Origin of the sequence: Glutamicibacter nicotianae (assembly GCF_006539525.1) — a bacterium.
In the GTDB taxonomy this organism is placed as follows: Bacteria; Actinomycetota; Actinomycetes; order Actinomycetales; family Micrococcaceae; genus Glutamicibacter; species Glutamicibacter nicotianae.
Window position 1 is genome coordinate 21834 of record NZ_BJNE01000020.1, and the last position, 19126, is coordinate 40959.

Annotated in this window: 15 protein-coding genes, 1 pseudogene and 1 riboswitch; of the genes and pseudogenes, 12 read left to right on the forward strand and 4 right to left on the reverse strand. The window is 64.4% G+C overall.

Going from position 1 to position 19126, the window contains the following annotated elements; translation table 11 throughout:
- Positions 1-89: 89 nt before the first annotated feature.
- From ANI01nite_RS15085 to ANI01nite_RS15095, 3 genes are read left to right on the forward strand one after another with little or no spacing between them, the layout of a single operon-like run.
- Positions 90-1139, forward strand: a complete 1050-nt coding sequence (locus ANI01nite_RS15085) for a FecCD family ABC transporter permease (RefSeq protein WP_141358964.1) — start codon at positions 90-92, stop codon at positions 1137-1139.
- The gene (locus ANI01nite_RS15090) at positions 1136-2245 is read left to right on the forward strand and encodes a FecCD family ABC transporter permease (RefSeq protein WP_255314570.1); all 1110 of its coding nucleotides are present in this window, start codon (positions 1136-1138) and stop codon (positions 2243-2245) included. The genes ANI01nite_RS15085 and ANI01nite_RS15090 overlap by 4 nt, the downstream gene beginning before the upstream one ends.
- 3 nt (positions 2246-2248) lie before the next feature.
- Positions 2249-4156 carry an SIP domain-containing protein gene (locus ANI01nite_RS15095; protein ID WP_141358966.1) on the forward strand — a complete coding sequence of 636 codons (1908 nt, stop codon included), beginning with the start codon at positions 2249-2251 and terminating at the stop codon, positions 4154-4156.
- Positions 4157-4228: 72 nt separating this feature from the next.
- On the opposite strand, the gene ANI01nite_RS15100 is transcribed toward ANI01nite_RS15095, so the two are convergent.
- Positions 4229-4705, reverse strand: coding sequence for a MarR family winged helix-turn-helix transcriptional regulator (locus ANI01nite_RS15100; protein WP_141358968.1), 477 nt, complete (start codon positions 4703-4705; stop codon positions 4229-4231).
- Positions 4706-4812: 107 nt separating this feature from the next.
- Between ANI01nite_RS15100 and ANI01nite_RS15105 the strand changes: the two genes are divergently transcribed.
- The gene (locus tag ANI01nite_RS15105) at positions 4813-6657 is read left to right on the forward strand and encodes an ABC transporter ATP-binding protein (protein WP_141358970.1); all 1845 of its coding nucleotides are present in this window, start codon (positions 4813-4815) and stop codon (positions 6655-6657) included.
- Here the strand turns inward: ANI01nite_RS15105 and ANI01nite_RS15110 are convergent.
- Positions 6654-7139, reverse strand: coding sequence for a MarR family winged helix-turn-helix transcriptional regulator (locus ANI01nite_RS15110; protein ID WP_141358972.1), 486 nt, complete (start codon positions 7137-7139; stop codon positions 6654-6656). The genes ANI01nite_RS15105 and ANI01nite_RS15110 overlap by 4 nt on opposite strands.
- 140 nt (positions 7140-7279) lie before the next feature.
- Between ANI01nite_RS15110 and ANI01nite_RS15115 the strand changes: the two genes are divergently transcribed.
- Positions 7280-7855, forward strand: a complete 576-nt coding sequence (locus ANI01nite_RS15115) for an NADPH-dependent FMN reductase (RefSeq protein ID WP_141358974.1) — start codon at positions 7280-7282, stop codon at positions 7853-7855.
- Positions 7856-7979: 124 nt separating this feature from the next.
- On the forward strand, positions 7980-9089 hold the full coding sequence (locus tag ANI01nite_RS15120) for a glutathione S-transferase C-terminal domain-containing protein (protein ID WP_141358976.1): 1110 nt from the start codon (positions 7980-7982) through the stop codon (positions 9087-9089).
- 71 nt (positions 9090-9160) lie between these two features.
- Here the strand turns inward: ANI01nite_RS15120 and ANI01nite_RS15125 are convergent, their stop codons facing one another.
- Entirely contained in the window at positions 9161-9469 is a 309-nt protein-coding gene (locus tag ANI01nite_RS15125) for a hypothetical protein (RefSeq protein ID WP_141358978.1), read from the reverse strand.
- Between the two features lie 117 nt (positions 9470-9586).
- Between ANI01nite_RS15125 and ANI01nite_RS15130 the strand changes: the two genes are divergently transcribed.
- A complete protein-coding gene (locus ANI01nite_RS15130; RefSeq protein ID WP_038993753.1) occupies positions 9587-10495 on the forward strand; it encodes an RNase H family protein in 909 nt (302 codons plus the stop codon).
- A 68-nt stretch (positions 10496-10563) separates the two neighbouring features.
- Here the strand turns inward: ANI01nite_RS15130 and ANI01nite_RS15135 are convergent, their stop codons facing one another.
- Positions 10564-12012, reverse strand: coding sequence for an APC family permease (locus tag ANI01nite_RS15135; protein WP_141358980.1), 1449 nt, complete (start codon positions 12010-12012; stop codon positions 10564-10566).
- A 272-nt stretch (positions 12013-12284) separates the two neighbouring features.
- Here ANI01nite_RS15135 and ANI01nite_RS15140 point away from each other — a divergent pair, with 272 nt between their 5' ends.
- The 5 genes and pseudogenes from ANI01nite_RS15140 (at position 12285) to gcvH (ending at position 19065) form a co-directional block, all read left to right on the forward strand.
- Complete coding sequence (locus tag ANI01nite_RS15140; RefSeq protein WP_157801651.1) at positions 12285-13448, forward strand: serine hydrolase domain-containing protein; 1164 nt, start codon at positions 12285-12287, stop codon at positions 13446-13448.
- Between the two features lie 35 nt (positions 13449-13483).
- The gene (locus tag ANI01nite_RS15145) at positions 13484-14272 is read left to right on the forward strand and encodes an SGNH/GDSL hydrolase family protein (RefSeq protein WP_223308767.1); all 789 of its coding nucleotides are present in this window, start codon (positions 13484-13486) and stop codon (positions 14270-14272) included.
- A 102-nt stretch (positions 14273-14374) separates the two neighbouring features.
- Positions 14375-14472: riboswitch (glycine riboswitch) on the forward strand.
- 164 nt (positions 14473-14636) lie between these two features.
- Positions 14637-17483: pseudogene (gene gcvP / locus ANI01nite_RS15150) on the forward strand (aminomethyl-transferring glycine dehydrogenase).
- Between the two features lie 13 nt (positions 17484-17496).
- Positions 17497-18624, forward strand: a complete 1128-nt coding sequence (gcvT, locus tag ANI01nite_RS15155; RefSeq protein ID WP_141358982.1) for a glycine cleavage system aminomethyltransferase GcvT — start codon at positions 17497-17499, stop codon at positions 18622-18624.
- A gap of 60 nt (positions 18625-18684) precedes the next feature.
- Entirely contained in the window at positions 18685-19065 is a 381-nt protein-coding gene (gcvH, locus tag ANI01nite_RS15160; protein WP_038993761.1) for a glycine cleavage system protein GcvH, read from the forward strand.
- The last annotated feature ends 61 nt before the right edge of the window (positions 19066-19126 follow it).

Sequence of the window (19126 nt, forward strand, 5' to 3'; positions counted from 1 at the left end):
AGAAGGATTCGGCGCGCACAGCACGCCAATACCGGGGGCGATAATAGTGGGCAAGGGAAGAAGAGCCATAGCAATGAGTGTAGGAACCAATGACCGCGACTGAAAGCGTGACGCGCCAGTCACCGGGGGCCGGGCCGGCGAAAACCACCCGGAAGCTCGGCACCGTGCTGCTGCTGATCGCGCTGCTCGCACTGGCACTGTTCGCCTCGCTGCTGCTCGGTGCGCGCAGCGTCTCGATCGGCACCGTCATCGATGCCATCTGGAATTTCGACCCGTCCAACGGCGACCAGGGCGTGGTCGCCTCGCGCTTCGCCCGCACCGTCGGGGCCATCGTGGTGGGCGCCGCCCTGGGGTTGGCCGGCGCAGGCCTGCAGGGGCTGACCCGCAACCCGCTGGCCGATACCGGCATCCTCGGACTGAACGCCGGATCCTCCATGGCAGTGGTGCTGGCGATCGCCTTCCTCGGCGTCAGCTCGCTGGGCGGAATCATGGTCGCCGCCTTCGTCGGCGCCGCCGGGGTGATGGCGCTGGTCTACCTCGTGGCGAACGTGGGCCGCGACGGCGCCACCCCGATCAAGCTGGCCCTCGGCGGTGCCGCCATGGCGGTGGGCGTCGGGGCGATCACCAATGCGATCTTGATGATTTCCGATGCCACCATGGACCGCTTCCGCATGTGGCAAGTGGGCACCCTGTCCAGCAGCGGCATCGACACCTTCCTCGGCGCGATTCCCGGGGTGGCGGCCGGCGCGCTGATCGTGCTGTCAACCGCCAGGGCCTCCAATGCCGTGTCCATGGGCGATGACACCGCGATCGCCCTGGGCTTCAACCTGAACCGCGCCCGGCTCATCGGCTCCATCGGCGTGGTCATTCTCGCCGGGACAGCTACCGCTGTGGCCGGGCCCATCGCCTTCGTCGGCCTGATGATCCCGCATGCGGTGCGCCTGCTTGTCGGTTCCGACTACCGCTGGCTGATGCCGGCGTGCCTGATCGCCGGTCCGATCCTGCTGCTGGTCGCTGATACGGTGGGACGGATCATCGCCCCGCCCAGCGAGATCCAGGTAGGCGTCATGTGCGCCATGCTCGGCGGACCGATCTTCATCATCATGATGCGCAGCGGCATGAAGTCGGTGAGCCTGTGAGCACGAGCGAAATGGAAGCAACCACCATGGCCCAGCCGACCAGTACCGGGGACGCGGACGTGCCGGCGAAGCCGCCGGCTGCCGCCCAGTCCGGCACGACGCTGGCGGCCCGGCGCCGCTCCCGCGTGCGCCGCACCGCCCTGTGGATGGTCGTGGCGCTGGTGCTGGCCATCGCCGCCTACCTGTTCTGGGGACGGGACCGACTTCCGGCGGCCGAGGTGTTCCAGGTGCTTGGCGGCGAGAAGGTGCCGGGCACCAGCTTCATCATCATGTCCGACCGCCTGCCGCGCATCGCCGTGGGCATGCTCGCCGGTGCTGGCCTGGGCATTTCCGGTGCGCTGTTCCAGCGCTGGCTGGGCAACCCGCTGGCCAGCCCCGACGTGATCGGCGTGGGCTACGGCGCCTCGGCGGCCGCCGTCTTCGCCATGATCATCCGCGGCTACACCGACTGGAAGCTCAACGCCTTCTCGCTGGCCGGCGGGCTGCTGGTCGCCGCGCTGATCTATTGGCTCTCGGCCGCGGGCAAGCGCACCGGGTCCCGGCTGATCCTGGCCGGCTTGGCCATCGGCGCAATGCTGCAGGCGCTGATCCAGTACCTGCTCACCCAGGCGCAGGTGAACACCGCCAGCGATGTCATGCACTGGTTGACCGGTTCACTGGCCAGCAGCAACTGGGAGAACGCGCTGCTGCTGCTGGTCTCCCTCGGCGCCATCGGCATCTTGCTGCTGCCGCTGGTGCTGCGCCAGCTGAAGATGCTGGAGCTGGGCGAGGACGCCGCGGCGGCCCTGGGCCTGCATGTCGGCTGGGCCCGTGCCCTGCTGGTCTTCGTGGCCGTGGCCATGGGCGCCCTGCCGATCGCCGTCACCGGGCCGATGGCGTTCGTCGCCTTCCTGGCCGGCCCGATTACCGCCGCGCTGACCCGCGGACCGATCAACATCCTGCTGGCCGGCCTGACCGGAGCCACGCTGGTGACCATCGCCAATTTCTTTGCCGCGAACTTGTTCGCGGACCTGTCGCTGCCGGTGGGCGTTATCACCGGCGCATTCGGTGCACCCTTCCTGATTTGGATTCTGGTGCGCGCCAACTCAACTGGAAGCGGGGCATAACCCATGGCCACTTTGCAGGCTAGCGATCTGACCTTGGCCTATGACAAGGTCACCATCGTCGACGAGCTGTCGCTGGATATCCCCACCGGGCAGGTGAGCATCGTCGTCGGAGCCAACGGCTGCGGCAAGTCCACCCTGCTGCGCGCCCTCTCCAGGCTGCTGAAGCCGGCCGGGGGGCAGGTGCTCCTGGACGGCGCGGATATCCACTCGAAGCCGGCCAAGGAGGTCGCCAAGACCCTGGGCCTGCTGCCGCAGTCGCCGACAGCGCCGGACGGCATTACCGCCCGCGAGCTGATCAGCCGCGGCCGCTACCCGCACCAGGGCCTGTTCAAGCGCTTCTCCGCCGAGGACGAGGCGGCGGTGAACCGCGCCATGGAACTGACCGGCACCACCGAGCTGGCCGACCGCTCGGTGGACGAGCTCTCCGGCGGGCAGCGCCAGCGCGTCTGGATCGCCATGGCCCTGGCCCAGGAGACCGACCTGCTGCTGCTCGATGAGCCGACCACCTTCCTGGACGTGGCGCACCAGCTCGAAGTCCTGGATGTGGTCAGCGAGCTGAACCGCAGCCGCGGGATCACCGTGGTGATCGTGCTGCACGATCTGAACCTGGCTGCCCGCTACGCCGACTACCTGGTGGCCCTGCGCCACGGCAAGATCTACGCCGCCGGCCACCCCAACGACGTGGTCACCGAAAAGACTGTCAAGGATGTCTTCGGCATGCCAAGCCGCGTGATCCCGGACCCGGTGGGCGGCACCCCGCTGGTGCTGCCCATTGGCCGGCACCGCGTGCTGCGCACCGAACAGGTCCTGGCCACCAAGGGCATCTACCGCAGCGAAGCGTCGGCGCGGGACACCGCGGCGAAGCAGGCCGCCAGCGTGAAGGAAGCCGCCGAAGCCGCGGCCCAGCTCGATCCGCAGGCCATGCGCCCGGCCCATGAGCATGTGCCGACCCTGGCCTTCGACACCACCGTGGTCAAGAGCGAGCAGCTGGCCCCGTCCTTCCGCCGGCTCACCGTCAGCGGCGAGGACCTGGAATACTTCGGCACCAACAGCCACCCACTGGATATGCGCATCAAGCTGCTGCTGCCGCCGGCCGGCGGAACCGCGCTGACGGACGAGATCGCCTCTATGCGCCCGGAGGCGCTGACCAGCCCGGCCGAGCAGCAGGGCTGGTACAAGCGCTGGCTGTCCATTGATCCGGACACCCGAGGCTACATGCGCACCTATACGGTGCGGGCCTTCCGCGAAGCAGGGCACCGGGACAACATCGGGGCCACCGCAGAGCTGGACATCGACTTCGTGATGCACGGCGACATCGTTGACGGCCAACTGCAGGGCGGACCTGCGACGGAATTCGGCGACCGGGCCAAGGTCGGCGACCAGCTCTTGCTGCTGGGCCCGAACAAGACCCTGAACGACTCCACCTACGGCGGTATCGAATTCCGCCGCGGCGAAGCAACCCGCGTGGTGCTGGCCGGCGACGAAACCGCCGCCCCGGCGATCTGCGCGATCCTCGAAGAGCTGCCGTCGAACGTCACCGGCCATGCGCTGATCGAGGTTCCGGAGACCACCGACATCCTCGGTGCCTCCACCCGCTCGGGCGTCTCGGTGCAGTGGCTGACCCGCGGCAGCCACGAGCATGGAGAATTGCTGCAGGCCGCCTTGCGCCAGGTGGTCGCGATTCCGGCCGCCGGAGTGGTGCATACCAATGCCGAGCCGGAAGATATCGATGTGGATGCCGACATCCTGTGGGAGACCGGCCAAGCGAACACCGCGCCGTTCTACGCATGGATTGCAGGCGAGGCCGGCACGGTCAAGGAAATGCGCCGTTATCTGGTGCGCGATGCCGGTGTGGACCGCAAGCAGGTGGCCTTCATGGGCTACTGGCGCCGCGGAAAGACCGAGAACTAGGCGGCAGCGTCAACCAGTACCAGGGCCCCGGCACACTGTGCCGGGGCCCTGGTTCGCTCTGGCAGCGGTCCGCTATTTTTCTTTGGCCGGGTTCTGGCACGCGCCGCGTGCAGGCCGCGGGTTTTCGCGGTCGAGGATTGCCAGAAGCCGGGTGAGCTCGGCGCGATCCTCGTCGTCGAGCTTGTCGAAGTAGCCATCCATGCTGGAACGGCGCAGCTCGGCAAGCTCCCCGAGCTGGGCGCGGCCCGTGTCGCTGAGCGCGATCAGCGTGGCCCGGCGGTCCGCTGGATCAGGGGCGCGCACGACCAATTTCTTGGCCTCCAGCTGGTCGACCACCTCAGTGGTCGAGCGGGCGGCAATATGCAATCGTTCTGCAAGCTGCGAGTTGCGCAGCCCTGCGTCTTCGGCGCGGGCCAACAGGGCCAGTACCCGTGATTGGTGCGGAGTGATTCCCAGGGGAATCAAGCTGTCCCTCCACCTGCCGCGAAGCATGCGCGAAGCGTGGAGGAAAAGATCTGCCAAGTCAGGCTTGGACTCGTCGTTCTGCATGTCTTCAAGAATAGTGTGTTTCCGCGGACATTTTCAAGATGCAACCACATAGTGAGGTTCCCTCTGTTATTCTGGACCTGGGAAATCCAGGACGAGGAGGGGGGCTTATGAGCGCCATGGGAATGCCAGATCCGCATCCAGGCGGTGGCGGACGGGGCCGGTCCGCGAATGCCGCAAAGGACAAGCAGTGGCTCTCCGAGCATCCGGTGTCGCTCGCACGCATCGCCGGGCTCTTCCGTCCTCATCTGGGATCGGTGATCGCCGTCATGCTGCTGATCGTGGCATCCTCGATCATCGGCTTGGCCCAGCCGTTCATCATCCGGGAACTCATTGACGACGCCATTCCCCACAGCAACGTCCGATTGCTGCTCTGGGGCGCCGGGGGACTGGTGCTGATCGCCTTGGCCACCGCAATCCTGGAAGTCCTCCAGACCTGGCGGGCAACCCTGATGGGCCAACGCGTGATGCATGGCCTGCGAACCGGGCTGTTCACGCACCTGCAAAAGCAATCCCTGGGATTCTTCACCAACTCCCGCTCCGGGGACGTGCAGTCCCGCCTGGTCAACGACGTGGGGCAGATGCAATCGGTGATCACCAATTCGGCCACGAGCATTGCCTCGAACCTGACCACGGTCGTTGCCACCGCCTGCGCGATGGTGGCGATTTCGTGGAAGCTGAGCCTGATCTCCCTGGTCGTCCTGCCTCCAGCAGTGCTCCTGGCCAAGCAAACCGCGGAGCTGCGCCGCGCCGTGACAGGAAAGCGCCAGCGCGAGATGTCCAACTTGACCTCGCTGATCGAAGAACGCCTGAGCATCTCCGGGGTCCGGCTCTCCAAGATCATGGGCACCGGCACCGCCGATGCCCAAGCTTTCGGAGACTCCAGCCGCAAGCTCATCGACCTGGAAATGAAAAGCGCCTTGGCCGGGCGATGGCGCATGGCCACGATGAGCATCATCTTCGCTGCCATCCCCGCGGTGCTCTACATCGTGGCAGGCCTGCCCGTAATCGGGCAGGGCATGAGCATCGGCACCCTGGTGGCCTTCACCGGGTTGCAGGCCGGGATCTTCCGTCCAGTCATGGGGCTGATGCAGATTTCGGTCCAGTGGATCTCGGCCATGGCCCTGTTCAGCCGCGTCTTCGAATACCTCGATACCGACCAGGCGCTGCCGGTAGCCGAGCACCCGCGGGTGATTGAGCCCGAGAAGCTGCGCGGCGAAGTGCAGTTGCGCAATGTCAGCTTCCGCTACCCCGAAGCCGATCGCGCCACCCTGGATCAGCTGAATCTGGAGCTGGAAGCCGGGACCATCACCGCGGTGGTTGGCGCTACCGGCTCGGGCAAATCCACCCTGGGATCCTTGCTGCCCCGGTTGCTTGATCCCACCGAGGGCCAGCTGCTGCTCGACGGCATTGACCTGAAGGAATTCGAACCCGAGGGGATCGCGCAGGCGGTCTCCGTGGTGGCTCAGGAAAGCTACCTGCTGCATGCCTCGATTCGCGAGAACCTCTTGTGGGCGGCGCCGGAGTCAACGGAAGAAGAGCTCTGGGATGCATTGGAAGCCGCGCAGATTGCGCCACTGATCCGCAGCCTGCCACGCGGCCTGGAAACACAGGTGGGGCAGCGCGGGCACCGCTTCTCCGGTGGCGAGCAGCAGCGACTGGCCATTGCCCGCACCATGCTGCGCAAGCCGAAGGTGCTGGTGCTCGATGAAGCCACCAGTGCGCTGGATACCGTCACCGAGGCACTGGTGCAGCGGGCGCTGGATGAGCTGGCGGCGGGGCGCACCACCTTGCTCATCGCGCACCGGTTGAGCACGGTGATGCGGGCAGACCGCATCGTGGTGCTGGAGGATGGACGGATTGCCGAATCCGGTACCTTTGATGAACTGGTCCAGCGCGGGGGCCAGTTCGCCCAGCTAATAGCCAAGAGCGAACTAGCCCAGAGGACCAGCTAGCACCCGTCCGGTTTCAGGCCCTGCTGCTCCAGGGAAGCCAGGATCTTGGGCAGCGCCGATTCGAAGGCGGTGCGCTCGGACGGCTCCAGCGAGTCGAAGATGGTTTCACGCACGAAGTTCACGTGGCTTGGCGCGGCCTCTTCGATGGTCTGGCGCCCTTGGGCAGTCAGCGTGATCTGGTGCCCGCGGCGGTCGGTTTCATCCGAGCAGCGGCTGATCAGGCCCTTGGCTTCCATGCGGCGCAGCAGGTGGGAGAGGCGGGAGCGATCCCAGCGCAATGCGGTGGCCACGTCGGCCGGGCGCAGGCTCGGCTCGGCCGTTTCCGAGAGCACGGCTAGCACCGAGTATTCGCCGGACTGCATCTTCGAATCGCGGAGCATCTGGCGGTCCATGGCGCTGGGGAACTGCCAGAGGAATTCGCGCAGGGTACGCCAGAGGTCCTGCTCGCTATCGGTGAGCCAGCGGGTCTCTTCGCTCTTCATTCTCTTTCCTAACCATGTTCTGCCCAACGGGATGCCGAAATATTGTTGACGCATCAATTATCTCCTGTATAGTGGGATTTGGCAAGAGATGATGACGTGTCAACTAAAGTGGTTGGCCGCAGAGCTCCAAGGAGATTGAATTGTCGAAGATCGCTATCGTTACCGGTTCCACCCGTCCAGGCCGCGTCAACCAGTCTGTCGCGCATTGGGTTCTGGCCAAGGCCGAGGAATTCGGCGGTGCCGACTATGAGCTGGTGGACATCGTGGATTTCAACCTGCCGATTCTCGATGAGCCCTTCCCGGCCGCCTACCAGAACTACCAGAACGACCACACCAAGGCCTTCGCCGCCAAGATGAGTGAATTCGACGGCTACATTTTCATTGTTGGCGAGTACAACCACTCTGTCCAGCCTGCCTTGGCCAACGCGCTGAGCTACTTGAATGCCGAGCTGAACAACAAGGCCGCAGGCATGGTCGGCTACGGTTCCGCCATGGGTTCGCGCGCGGTGGAGCACTTGCGTGGAATCCTCTCCGAACTGCAGATCGCCCATGTGCAGAAGACCGGCATGTTCTCGCTGTTCACCGACTTCGAGAACTTCTCCACCTTCGCACCGACCGAGCAGTCCGCTGGCAGCGTGCAGCCGATGTTAGAGCAGCTTCTGGCCTGGAGCAAGGCCATGGCGACCGTGCGCGACAGCGCCTCGGTCAACGCCTAAGGAAGATCGAATATGGCGGGGTGCTGGCAATCGGCACCCTGCCATTTCCAAACTTGTCCAACTGCCATAGTCTCGACATGAATGGTTTATGCACGGGACCGCAAAATTCTTTGGAAGGAATGCGATGAGCGACGAATACTCGACCAAGGGCTCCTACGTCACCGGCGGAGAATTCACCCGGGACACCAACTACATCCAGGACCGCATCGTCGCTGATGCCAGCGCCGAGCACTATGGGCATAAGGACAGCCACAGCAAGATCGGGCATCCCGACGCAGGGCTGTCCGAAGGCGCCCAGCTCTGGCCGGTGGAGGCCGGCCGCTACCATCTGGTGGCTGCCCGCGCGTGCCCATGGGCCAACCGGACCCTGATAGTCCGCCGCCTGCTGGGCCTGGAAGACGCGCTGTCCATCGGACTGCCCGGTCCCACCCACGATGCGCGCAGCTGGACCTTCGATCTGGACCCGGAGGGCAAGGATCCCGTGCTGGGCACCGAGCGGATCCAGGAAAACTACTTCAAGCGCTTTGCCGATTATCCACGCGGGATCACCGTTCCGGCCATTGTCGATATCCCCACCGGCGCGGTTGTCACCAACGATTACCCGCAAATCACCTGGGACATGTCCACGCAGTGGAAGGAATTCCATCGTGAAGGCGCACCGGATCTCGTTGCCCATGACCAGCTCGATGAGATGCTGCCGCTGATCAAGCGGATTTTCACCGAGGTGAATAACGGGGTCTACCGTGCCGGGTTCGCGGGGGACCAGAAGTCCTACGACGACGCCTACGACAGGCTATTCACCACGTTGGACCACCTCGAAGAACGGCTATCCACCCGCCGCTTCCTCATGGGCGATTACATCACCGAGGCCGACGTGCGGTTGTTCACCACTCTGGTGCGATTCGACCCGGTCTACCATGGCCACTTCAAGGCCAATCGCAACAAGCTCATCGACATGCCCAACCTCTGGGGCTACTCCCGGGATCTGTTCCAAACCCCAGGCTTTGGCGACACCATCGACTTCGAGCAGATCAAGGCCCACTACTATGTGGTCCACGAAGACATCAACCCGACCGGGATCATTCCGAAGGGACCGGATTTGGCGAACTGGCTCGAAGCCCCGGACCGGGAAGAACTGGCAGAGCACGGCCCGTTCCTGAACGGCACGGCACCGGACGAAGTCCGTGCCGGGGAGCGTGTCCAGGCGGGACACAACCCGCTGTACCCTGCCTAGGCTCCGGAAGAACCAGCCTGGCGGCCCGGGATTCGCTCCATCCTATGGAGCGGATCCCGGGCCGCTGTGCTTTATTCGAAGTCGAAGCCCTGCGCTTCGCATGCCTTCTGGAATGCTTCCAAGTCGGTGATCTTCGGCGTGCCGGAGCTATCGGTGGCCACGGCAGCGCTGATTTCTCTGGTCGTGGCCTTCGCCCCGTGCTCAGCGGCTTTCGCCATGTTCGTTGCGCCCATGCCCTCGGGGTCAACCATGCCCCCGCCAAAGTGCACGCACGCGGTATGGCCCTGCGGATCCTGCTCGCGCAGCTCATCGATCGACGGGCCGCCGCAAGCGGTGAGCGCCAAGGCTAGGGTGGCCAGTACAGGCATAATTTTCTTCACAACCCAATCCTAGGCATGGATCCGCTGGGATGCTGTGTTCCGCTCTGCAGGAATTCGCTGGCGACATGGCCCTATGCCTGGAACCCTGCGGTGCGGTGAACGTGGCAGGATTAAACCATGACAATCATTGCAGCGGCGGATGGATCAGCCCTAGGGAATCCCGGACCAGCAGGTTGGGCCTGGTACGTGGACCAGGACAACTGGGCCGCTGGCGGTTGGGACCACGGAACCAACAACATGGGCGAGCTCCAGGCGGTGCTCGAGCTCTTCCGGGCTACCGAGCACCTGCCAGACGAAGAACTGAAGATCCTGTGCGACTCGCAGTACGCGATCAACTGCATCAGCAAATGGATGCCAGGGTGGAAGAAAAAGGGCTGGAAGAAGGCCGACGGCAAACCGGTACTGAACCAGGACATCCTCAAGGAACTGGATCAGGCCATTTCCGGGCGCAAATACACTTTTGAATGGGTCAAGGGCCATGCCGGCCATGAGTTGAACGAGGCAGCAGACGGACACGCCCGTGCAGCTGCCACCGCGCACCAGCAGGGCACGGCAGTAGAGGCTGGACCCGGCTACACTGCCGGTGGATCAGCCTCGTCCGGCTCTCCGGCTGAGACGGAGGCGGCACCAGCACCGGCGGAAGAAACCGCTGCCACGCCAGAACCCGGCATGGACATCGCGGCCGCCGCCTATGAGCTGGAGCAGGGATTTCTCGACCCGCAGATCCGCGCCAGCTTCGCCGAGCTGAACGACTTCCTGCACCCCGGCTATCAGGAAGTGACCCGGCATGGGGGCCTGCTGGACGTGGCCACGGTCCGATCCATGCTGGAATCCGGGGCGGCACTGCCAAGCACCGGTGCGGTGCAGGTGCTTGCGGCGCGCGAAGTGGATGCGCAGATGGTGCTGCTCGCCTACCGCATGAAGCCCGCGGATTCCCCGGTGCTCGTGGTCTCGTCGTGGTGGCAACGCACCGAACGCGGCCTGAAGCTTCGTTTCCGCCAGGAAACCGTCGAGCAGGCGGCGTAGAAAACGCGCTTAACGCAGCAATGCCCGCCGAATCAATCGGCGGGCATCGCTGCATTAAGAACTAGGGATCAGTACTGGCCCGGGCGGGTTCCAATGACACCCTTCTTGTAATTGATCCGGTTGATCAGCCAGGTGACTGCCCACAGCACGATGCCGATCACCAGCAGCAGGCCGGCAATCTCGTACTGTACCCAGTCCTCGCGGGAGCGAGCCCAAGGGCCGGCAAGGAACAGGCAGAAGACCACGCCGAGGATCGGGATGATCGTTGGCGCGCGGAACGCGCCGGGCTCCGGCTTGTCGCGGCGCAGCACCAGCAGGGCGACGTTCACGACGGCGAATACGCACAGCAGCAGCAGTGCGGTGGTGCCGCCCAGCGAGCCGACGATGCTGCTGCCGGTATCCAGGTTCACGTAGGCAACCAGTGCGATGGCCAGCGCGGTGCTGAACAGGATCGCAACCCATGGGGAGCGCCGGGTCGAGTGCACCTTGCCCAGGAACTGCGGAAGCACGCCCTGGCGGGCCATGCCGTAGAGCAGGCGGCTGGCCATCAGCATGTTCATCAGCGCCGTGTTGACCACCGCGAAGACGGTCAGGAACGGGAAGATCGCGTCCACCGGCAGATTCGGCAGGCCAATGCGCACCACATCCAGCAGGATGCCGGCATCCGGGTTCTTCGGATTCAGCAGGTCACCGGTGGGGATCACCATGATGACGGTGACGGCCACCAGCATGTAGATCACGGCGCAGATGCCCAGGCCGATGAGCATGATCTTCGGGAAGTCCTTCTTCGGGTTCTTGGTTTCCTCCACCAGGTTCACCGAGTCCTCGAAGCCCACCATGGCGAAGAATGCAATGGCGGTGCCCATGGTCACGGCGGCGAAGACGCTGCGGTCGGTCGGGGTCTCGAAGACCACCAGGCGGGAGATGTCTCCGTGGCCCGAAGCGATCACGGCGAAGCCGATGCCGATGATCGCGGCCATGATGGCCAGCGACACGACGGTCAGGAAGAGGTTGAACTTCACGCTCTCGCCGACGCCGCGGAAGTTGATGATCGCGAGGATGACGATCACCGCAATAGCCGCCCACATGCCCGCTTCAGGCGTGTTGGGCACGCCCTCGACGAACTGGCCGATGCCAATCAGCAGGTTCCGCCCGACCAGGGTGGCCGAGGTGGCGGCGCTGGTAATGCCGGAGCAGGCAACGGTGAAGGCCACCAGGAAGGTCACGAAGTGGATGCCGAACGCCTTGTGGATGTACAGGGCGGCACCTGCTGCGTGCGGGTACTTGGTGACCAGTTCGAGGTAGCTGAAGGCGGTGAGGGTCGCGATCGCGAAGGCGATCAGGAACGGCAGCCACGCGGCTCCACCCACCTGGCCGGCAACCTTGCCGGTAATGGCGAAAATGCCGGCGCCGATGATATCGCCCATGATGAGGAATAGCAGCAGCTTCGGGCCAATCACCCGGTGGAGTTCTGTTTCTTTGCCGTCGGTAACGGCCGTGTCACTGTTCACAGTCATGCGATCGAGATCATCTCCTTCAAATTTGTAGGCAAACGTTACAACTTTAGGGTCAGCGCATGAAGTGGGCAAACCGGGCTCTGAGCTGGCTCGCAGAATCGCGGGACGAACGGCATCATTACGTCGGCGAGTGGCTTAATCGCTTCAAAGGTGTGAGCTGACCTACCTATATGCTGGGTGGTGGACAGCATGTGGAACCTTCGGGAAATGGGAGCACTGCGGTTAGGGTTGGTTGTTGAGGAACAAGCACTTTAAGGATTTAGATGCAATCGGTGATCACTGAGGATTTCGCGCCCCTGGCCCAGGCTTTGGAAGCGCGCGCCGCTGAGGAAGAAGGCTACTCGGCGCAGCTGGCCGTATACCACCGCGGAGAACTGGTGCTCAGCCACACCGTCGGAGAGCACCTCTCGGGCGACGCGTTGACCTGTGTTTTCTCCTGTACCAAGGGCCTGGGCGCGCTGGTCGTGGCACTGCTCGTGCAAGATGGCCTGATTGATCCGAATGCGCCCATGGCCACCTACTGGCCTGAATTCGGCGAGAACGGGAAATCCAGGCTCACCGTCGGCGAGGTGCTCAGCCACCAGGCCGGCGTACTGGGCGTTCCCGGGGGCGTGCCCAGCAAGATCCTCCTGGACTCCGCCGAGTACGCCAAGGTGCTCGCTTCCATGCCCAGTGTCTGGCCGCTAGGGCAGAATATCGTCGGCTACCACGCGATCACCATGGGCGTGCTAATGGAAGAACTGGTCCGCCGGGTCACCGGCAAGGAGCTCAAGGAGGTCTTCGAGGAGCGCATCCGCAAGCCGCTGGGCGCCGAGGCCTACATCGGCCAGGACCCAGCGCTGGAATCGCGCTACCGCGATGTGCTGCCAGCTGCCGAAGCTGCCACCGAATTCTTCGACCCGTTTTCCCCGGCCGGACTGGCGGTGAATTCGGCCTCCGGGTTCGCGCTGGAAACTGGCCCGGTCTACAACTGGCACGAACTGGCCAATGCGCCGCAGGTGCGCGAACTGGGCCCGGCATCCATGGGAGCGGTGGCCAACGCGCAGGGCCTGGCCGCCATCTATGCCGCCTCCTTCGGTGCAGTTCCGGCACTGGGAACCACGCGCGGATTCCTTTCCGCCGACACCTGGTCCCAGGTATCCACCGAACTGGTCTACGGCCATGACCGGACCAATGGACTGCTGCAGGCCTTCGCCCTGGGATTCATGAAGGCCACCGCGCGCAACAATTACGGCTCGATTTTCGCCTACGGCCATGACGGTGCGAACTCCTCGCTGGCCTTCGCCGATCCGGCCCACCAGCTGGGCTTCGGATTCATCCCCTCGCGCAATGAAGGTCTCAAGGAGACCTCCACCGGGGTGAAGCTCAGCCAGCTGGCGCGCCAGCTGATCATGCAGAAGAACATGGCGGCCCAGGCTGCCGGCAACAACGCATAGCCGCCCCACCGGGCAAGGAACGAAGCAGGAGCGAAGTGAAGAAGTTTGTGGCACTGGGTGACTCGTTCACCGAAGGCGTTGGCGACGCGGATCCGGTCCGCCCTAACCAGGTGCGCGGCTGGGCGGACCGGGTGGCCGAGGTGCTCTGCGCCGAAGGAGAATGGGAATACGCCAATCTGGCCGTGCGCGGCAAGAAGATCGGCCAGGTGATCAACCAGCAGCTGGACCAGGCCCTTGCGTTGGCCCCGGATCTGGTCTCCATCTACGCCGGCGGCAACGACATCCTGCGGCCCAAGGCCGACCTGGATGCGCTGATGCGCGGCTATGCCGGCATGGTGCGCCGCTTTTCCGAAGCCGGAAGCACGGTGCTGCTGTTCACCGGTTTCGACACCGTGGACTCGCCGCTGTTCTCCAAGACCCGTCCGCGCACTGCCATCTACAACGAGAAGGTCCGCGAAATCGCGGACGAATACGGTGCGCTGATCGCCGACTACTGGCGATGGCGCGAATTCTCTGACCTGCGCTACTGGGCGCCGGACCGGCTGCACATGAACGAGCTGGGCCACACGCTGATGGCCTCCAAGGTCCTGGACGTGCTCGGCGCCGGGCAGATCACCAAGGAGAACTGGTCTGCGAAGATCCAGCAGCCGTCGCTGCCGGAGCTGGCGGTGAACTCGCGCGGCGAGAAACTGAAGCAGGAATTGGGCTGGGCCAGGGAGCATTTGGCTCCGTGGATCAAGCGACGGCTCACCGGCACCTCGTCGGGAGATTCCTTATCAGCGAAGTATCCCGATTACATCCGTTTAACCGCAGGCGCAAACTGAACGCGTTTATGACTTTTCCTGTCCCCGCTCCTGTTTGACCTTGGGAGCGGGGCAGGTAACATGGTGGTGTGCTGCAGGCCTCCGGCCGGCGGCACACGCCATAGACGGATGGCGGGAGAGTCCCGTTCACACCATGGACGGGCGCCGTAGGAGCAATTCCTCCCCAGGAAACTCTCAGGCACCCGTACCGCCATCATGAGGCAACTCTGGAAAGAAACCGGCCCGTTCCGGTTCACCGAAGGTGCAAGTACCCGGCTTGGTTTGCTGGATGCGTAAAACTCTCAGGTTATGCAACAGGGATGGGGAGGTAAAAAGACCTTCCTTTGGCATGCGCCAAGACAGATCCCATGGAGATACCCGCACCATGACCATCACGCAGACTTCGGCACCAGCGAATACTGAATTCGTCTCCCGCCATATCGGCCCGCGTCCTTCCGACGTCGCCACCATGCTTCAGAGCCTGGGCTACGACAGCCTGGAAGCACTGATCGACACCGCCGTTCCGGCAGACATCCGCCAGGACTCCGCACTGGATATCCCTGATGCGCTGAGCGAAACCGAAGCCTTGGCCCACCTGCGTGCGCTTGCCTTGAAGAACGTCATGAAGACCCAGATGATCGGCCAGGGCTTCTACGACACCATCACCCCAGCCGTAATCCGCCGCAACATCGTGGAAAACCCTGCCTGGTACACCGCCTACACCCCGTACCAGCCAGAAATCTCCCAGGGCCGCCTCGAAGCCCTGCTGAACTTCCAGACCATGGTCATGGACCTGACCGGCCTGCCGATCGCCAACGCTTCGCTGCTGGACGAATCCTCGGCCGCCGCCGAAGCCGTGCTGATGATGCGCCGCGCCAACAAGAAGAAGGCCAAGGGCAAGACCGTCCTGGACTCCAACATCTTCCCGCAGACCTTGAAGGTCGTGCAGGGCCGCGCCGACGCGCTGGGCTTCGAGATCGAGGTCGCCGACCTCTCCGCAGGCCTGCCCGAGGGCGACATTTCCGGCATCGTGCTGCAGCAGCCGGGCAATGACGGCTCGATCGCCGACCACGCCTCGATCATCGCCGCCGCCAAGGAAGCCGGCGCCATGGTGACCGTGATCGCCGACCTGCTGTCGCTGACCATGATCACCCCTCCGGGCGAGCAGGGCGCCGACATCGCCGTGGGCAACACCCAGCGCTTCGGCGTGCCGCTGTTCTTCGGCGGACCGCACGCAGCCTACATGGCTGTTGCCGACGGCCTGACCCGCTCGATGCCAGGCCGCCTGGTGGGCGTCTCGGCCGATGACGCCGGCGTTCCCGCCTACCGCTTGGCGCTGCAGACCCGCGAGCAGCACATCCGCCGCGAGAAGGCCACTTCCAACATCTGAACCGCGCAGGCCCTGCTGGCCATCTGCGCATCGATGTACGCCGTCTACCACGGTCCTGCCGGCCTGAAGCAGATCGCAACCCGTGCCAACAACCACGCCCGCGTGATCGCCAGCTCGCTGGTCGCAGGCGGCTTCACCCTGGCATCGGATACCTTTTTCGACACCGTTGTGGTGAACGTCGAGAACGCCGATGCCATCATTTCCAAGGCCGTCGAGGCAGGCATCAACCTGCGCAAGGTGGGCGAAACCCAGGTGGGCATCTCCACCGACGAAACCACCACCTCCGCCGTGGTCAAGACCCTGCTTGAGGTCTTCGGCGTGCAGCTGTCGGCTCCGGAAGGCTTCGAGCTGCCCGAGGCCATGGTGCGCACCAGCGACTTCATGACCCACCCGATCTTCAACTCGATCTCCTCCGAGACCCAGATGATGCGCTACCTGCGCCGCCTCTCGGATCGCGACCTGGCGCTGGACCGCACCATGATCCCGCTGGGCTCGTGCACCATGAAGCTGAACTCGGCCGCCGAGATGGAATCCATCACCTGGCCTGAATTCGCATCCATCCACCCGTACGCACCTGCCGCGCAGACCGCCGGCTGGCGCGAGCTGATCACCGACCTGGAAGGCCGCCTGACCGCCATCACCGGCTACGCAGGCGTCTCCATCCAGCCGAACGCCGGCTCGCAGGGCGAGTACGCCGGCCTGCTGGCCATCTCGGACTACCACCGTTCGCGCGGCGAAAGCCAGCGCGACCTGTGCCTGATCCCTGCATCCGCGCACGGCACCAATGCCGCTTCGGCGGTGCTGGCAGGCATGCGCGTGGTCGTCGTGAAGACCGCGGCCGATGGCACCATCGACGCCAATGACCTGGATGCCAAGATCGAGGCCAACAAGGACGTCCTTGCCGCCATCATGATCACTTACCCATCCACCCACGGTGTCTACGACGCCGACGTGCGCGAGGTCTGCGACAAGGTCCACGCCGCCGGCGGCCAGGTGTACATCGACGGCGCGAACATGAACGCCATGGTGGGCCTGGCCCAGCCGGGCAAGTTCGGCGGCGACGTGTCGCACCTGAACCTGCACAAGACCTTCTGCATCCCGCACGGCGGCGGCGGTCCGGGCGTTGGCCCGATCGGCGTGGGCGAGCACCTGCTGCCGTTCCTGCCGGGCGACGCCTCGGGCACCTACTCGGAGCGCGACGGCGTGCCGGTCGTGGCAACCGCCTTCGGCTCGGCCGGCGTGCTGCCGATCTCCTGGGCCTACATCGCGATGATGGGCGGCGACGGACTGACCGAAGCCACCAAGCACGCGATCCTGAACGCGAACTACATCGCCAAGCGCCTGGGCGAGCACTTCCCGATCCTGTTCACCGGCAACCAGGACCTGGTCGCCCACGAATGCATCCTGGACCTGCGCGAACTGACCGCCAAGACCGGGGTCACCGCCGAGGACGTGGCCAAGCGCCTGATCGACTTCGGCTTCCACGCGCCAACCCTGTCCTTCCCGGTCGCCGGCACCCTGATGGTGGAGCCGACCGAGTCCGAGGACCTGGCCGAGATCGAGCGCTTCATCGAAGCCATGATCACCATCCGCCAGGAAATGGACGAGGTGCTCTCCGGTGCGTACAGCATCGAGGAATCCCCGCTGCGCAACGCTCCGCACACGGTCTCGGCAGTGGTCAACAGCAACTGGGACCGCAAGTACTCGGTGGAGCAGGCAGCCTTCCCGGTAGCCAGCCTGAAGTTCGACAAGTACTTCCCAACCGTGGGCCGCATCGACGGCGCCGGCGGCGACCGCAACCTGATCTGCTCCTGCCCGGCTCCTGAAGCCTTCGAAGACTAAGGAAGAGTTAGAGATGACTGAGACTACCCAAGCACTCAAGCGCACCGCACTGCACGCCCAGCATGAAGCTTTGGGCGCGAACTTCACCGACTTCGGCGGCTGGGACATGCCGCTGAAGTACGGCTCGGAACTGGCAGAGCACAAGGCCGTGCGCTCCACCGCCGGCCTGTTCGACCTGTCCCACATGGGCGAGGTCTACCTCACCGGACCGGAGGCCGGCGTCGCGCTGAACACCGCGCTGGCAGGCAACCTGAGCATCATGAAGGTCGGCAAGGCGAAGTACTCGCTGATCCTGAACGCCGAGGGCAAGATCATCGACGACCTGATCGTCTACCGCCTGGAAGAGGAGAAGTTCCTCGTCGTGCCGAACGCCGGCAATGCCCCGGTGGTCGCCGCCGAGCTGGCAGCCCGCGCCGCTGATTTCGATGTAGTCGTGGACGACGCATCGGGCCGCCAGTCGCTGATCGCGGTCCAGGGCCCGAACGCCGAGGCGATCGTGAGCAAGCTGGCCGCCGACGAGGCAACCGCCCAGGCCGTCGCAGTGCTGAAGTATTACGCGGCTGTGAAGCTGGTGCTCGGCGGTATCGACGTGCTGCTGGCCCGCACCGGCTACACCGGCGAGGACGGCTTCGAGCTGATCATCGAGAACGAGGATGCGGCAGCCCTCTGGGAGAAGACCGTTGAGGCAGGCAAGGACCACGAGCTGGTTCCTTGCGGCCTGGCCGCCCGCGACTCCCTGCGCCTGGAAGCCGGCATGCCGCTGTACGGCAACGAGCTGTCCCTGGAACGCACCCCGTTCGATGCGGGCTTCGGCCCGGTGGTTTCCTTCAAAAAGGAAGAGAACTTCGTGGGCCGCGAGGCACTTGAAGCGCTGCGTGGCACCACTCCGCCACGCAAGCTCGTGGGCCTCAAGGGCCTGGGCAAGCGCGCCGGCCGCGGCGGCTACTCCATCGTCAAGGACGGCACCGTCATTGGCGAAATCACCTCCGGCCAGCCATCGCCAACGCTGGGCTACCCGGTGGCGCTGGGCTACGTGGATGCCGAATTCAGCGCAACCGGAACCGAGCTGGAGGTCGATCTGCGCGGTAAGACTTTGCCATTTGTCGTAGTCGAACTGCCGTTCTACACCCGAGCCAAGTAACGTTAAACATCAGTAGGGCTAAGCTAAGCGCCCGCTAATTCCCTTGGGAGAGGAAATACCGTGAGTAAAGTTCTTTCGTCATTGCGCTACTCGGCTGAGCACGAGTGGATCGATGCATCGTCCCCAGCAAAGATCGGCATCACCCAGGTTGCCGCTGACGCCCTGGGCGACGTGGTCTACGTCGACCTGCCAGAGGTTGGCGACACCGTGACCGCAGGCGAGACCTGCGGCGAGGTCGAGTCCACCAAGTCGGTCTCCGACCTGTACTCGCCAGTGACCGGCACCATCGTTGAGGTCAACCAGGAAGCCGTGGACAACCCGGCCATCCTGAACGAGGATCCATACGGTGCCGGCTGGCTGTTCACCGTTGAGGTCACCGAAGAAGGACCGCTGCTCTCGGCAGCAGATTACGCAAGCGCGAACGGTGGAAACGTCGAGTAATGAGCAACCAGACTTTTGAAACCGTTGCCTCGAGCTCGCTGACCCAGTCGCTGGCATCGCT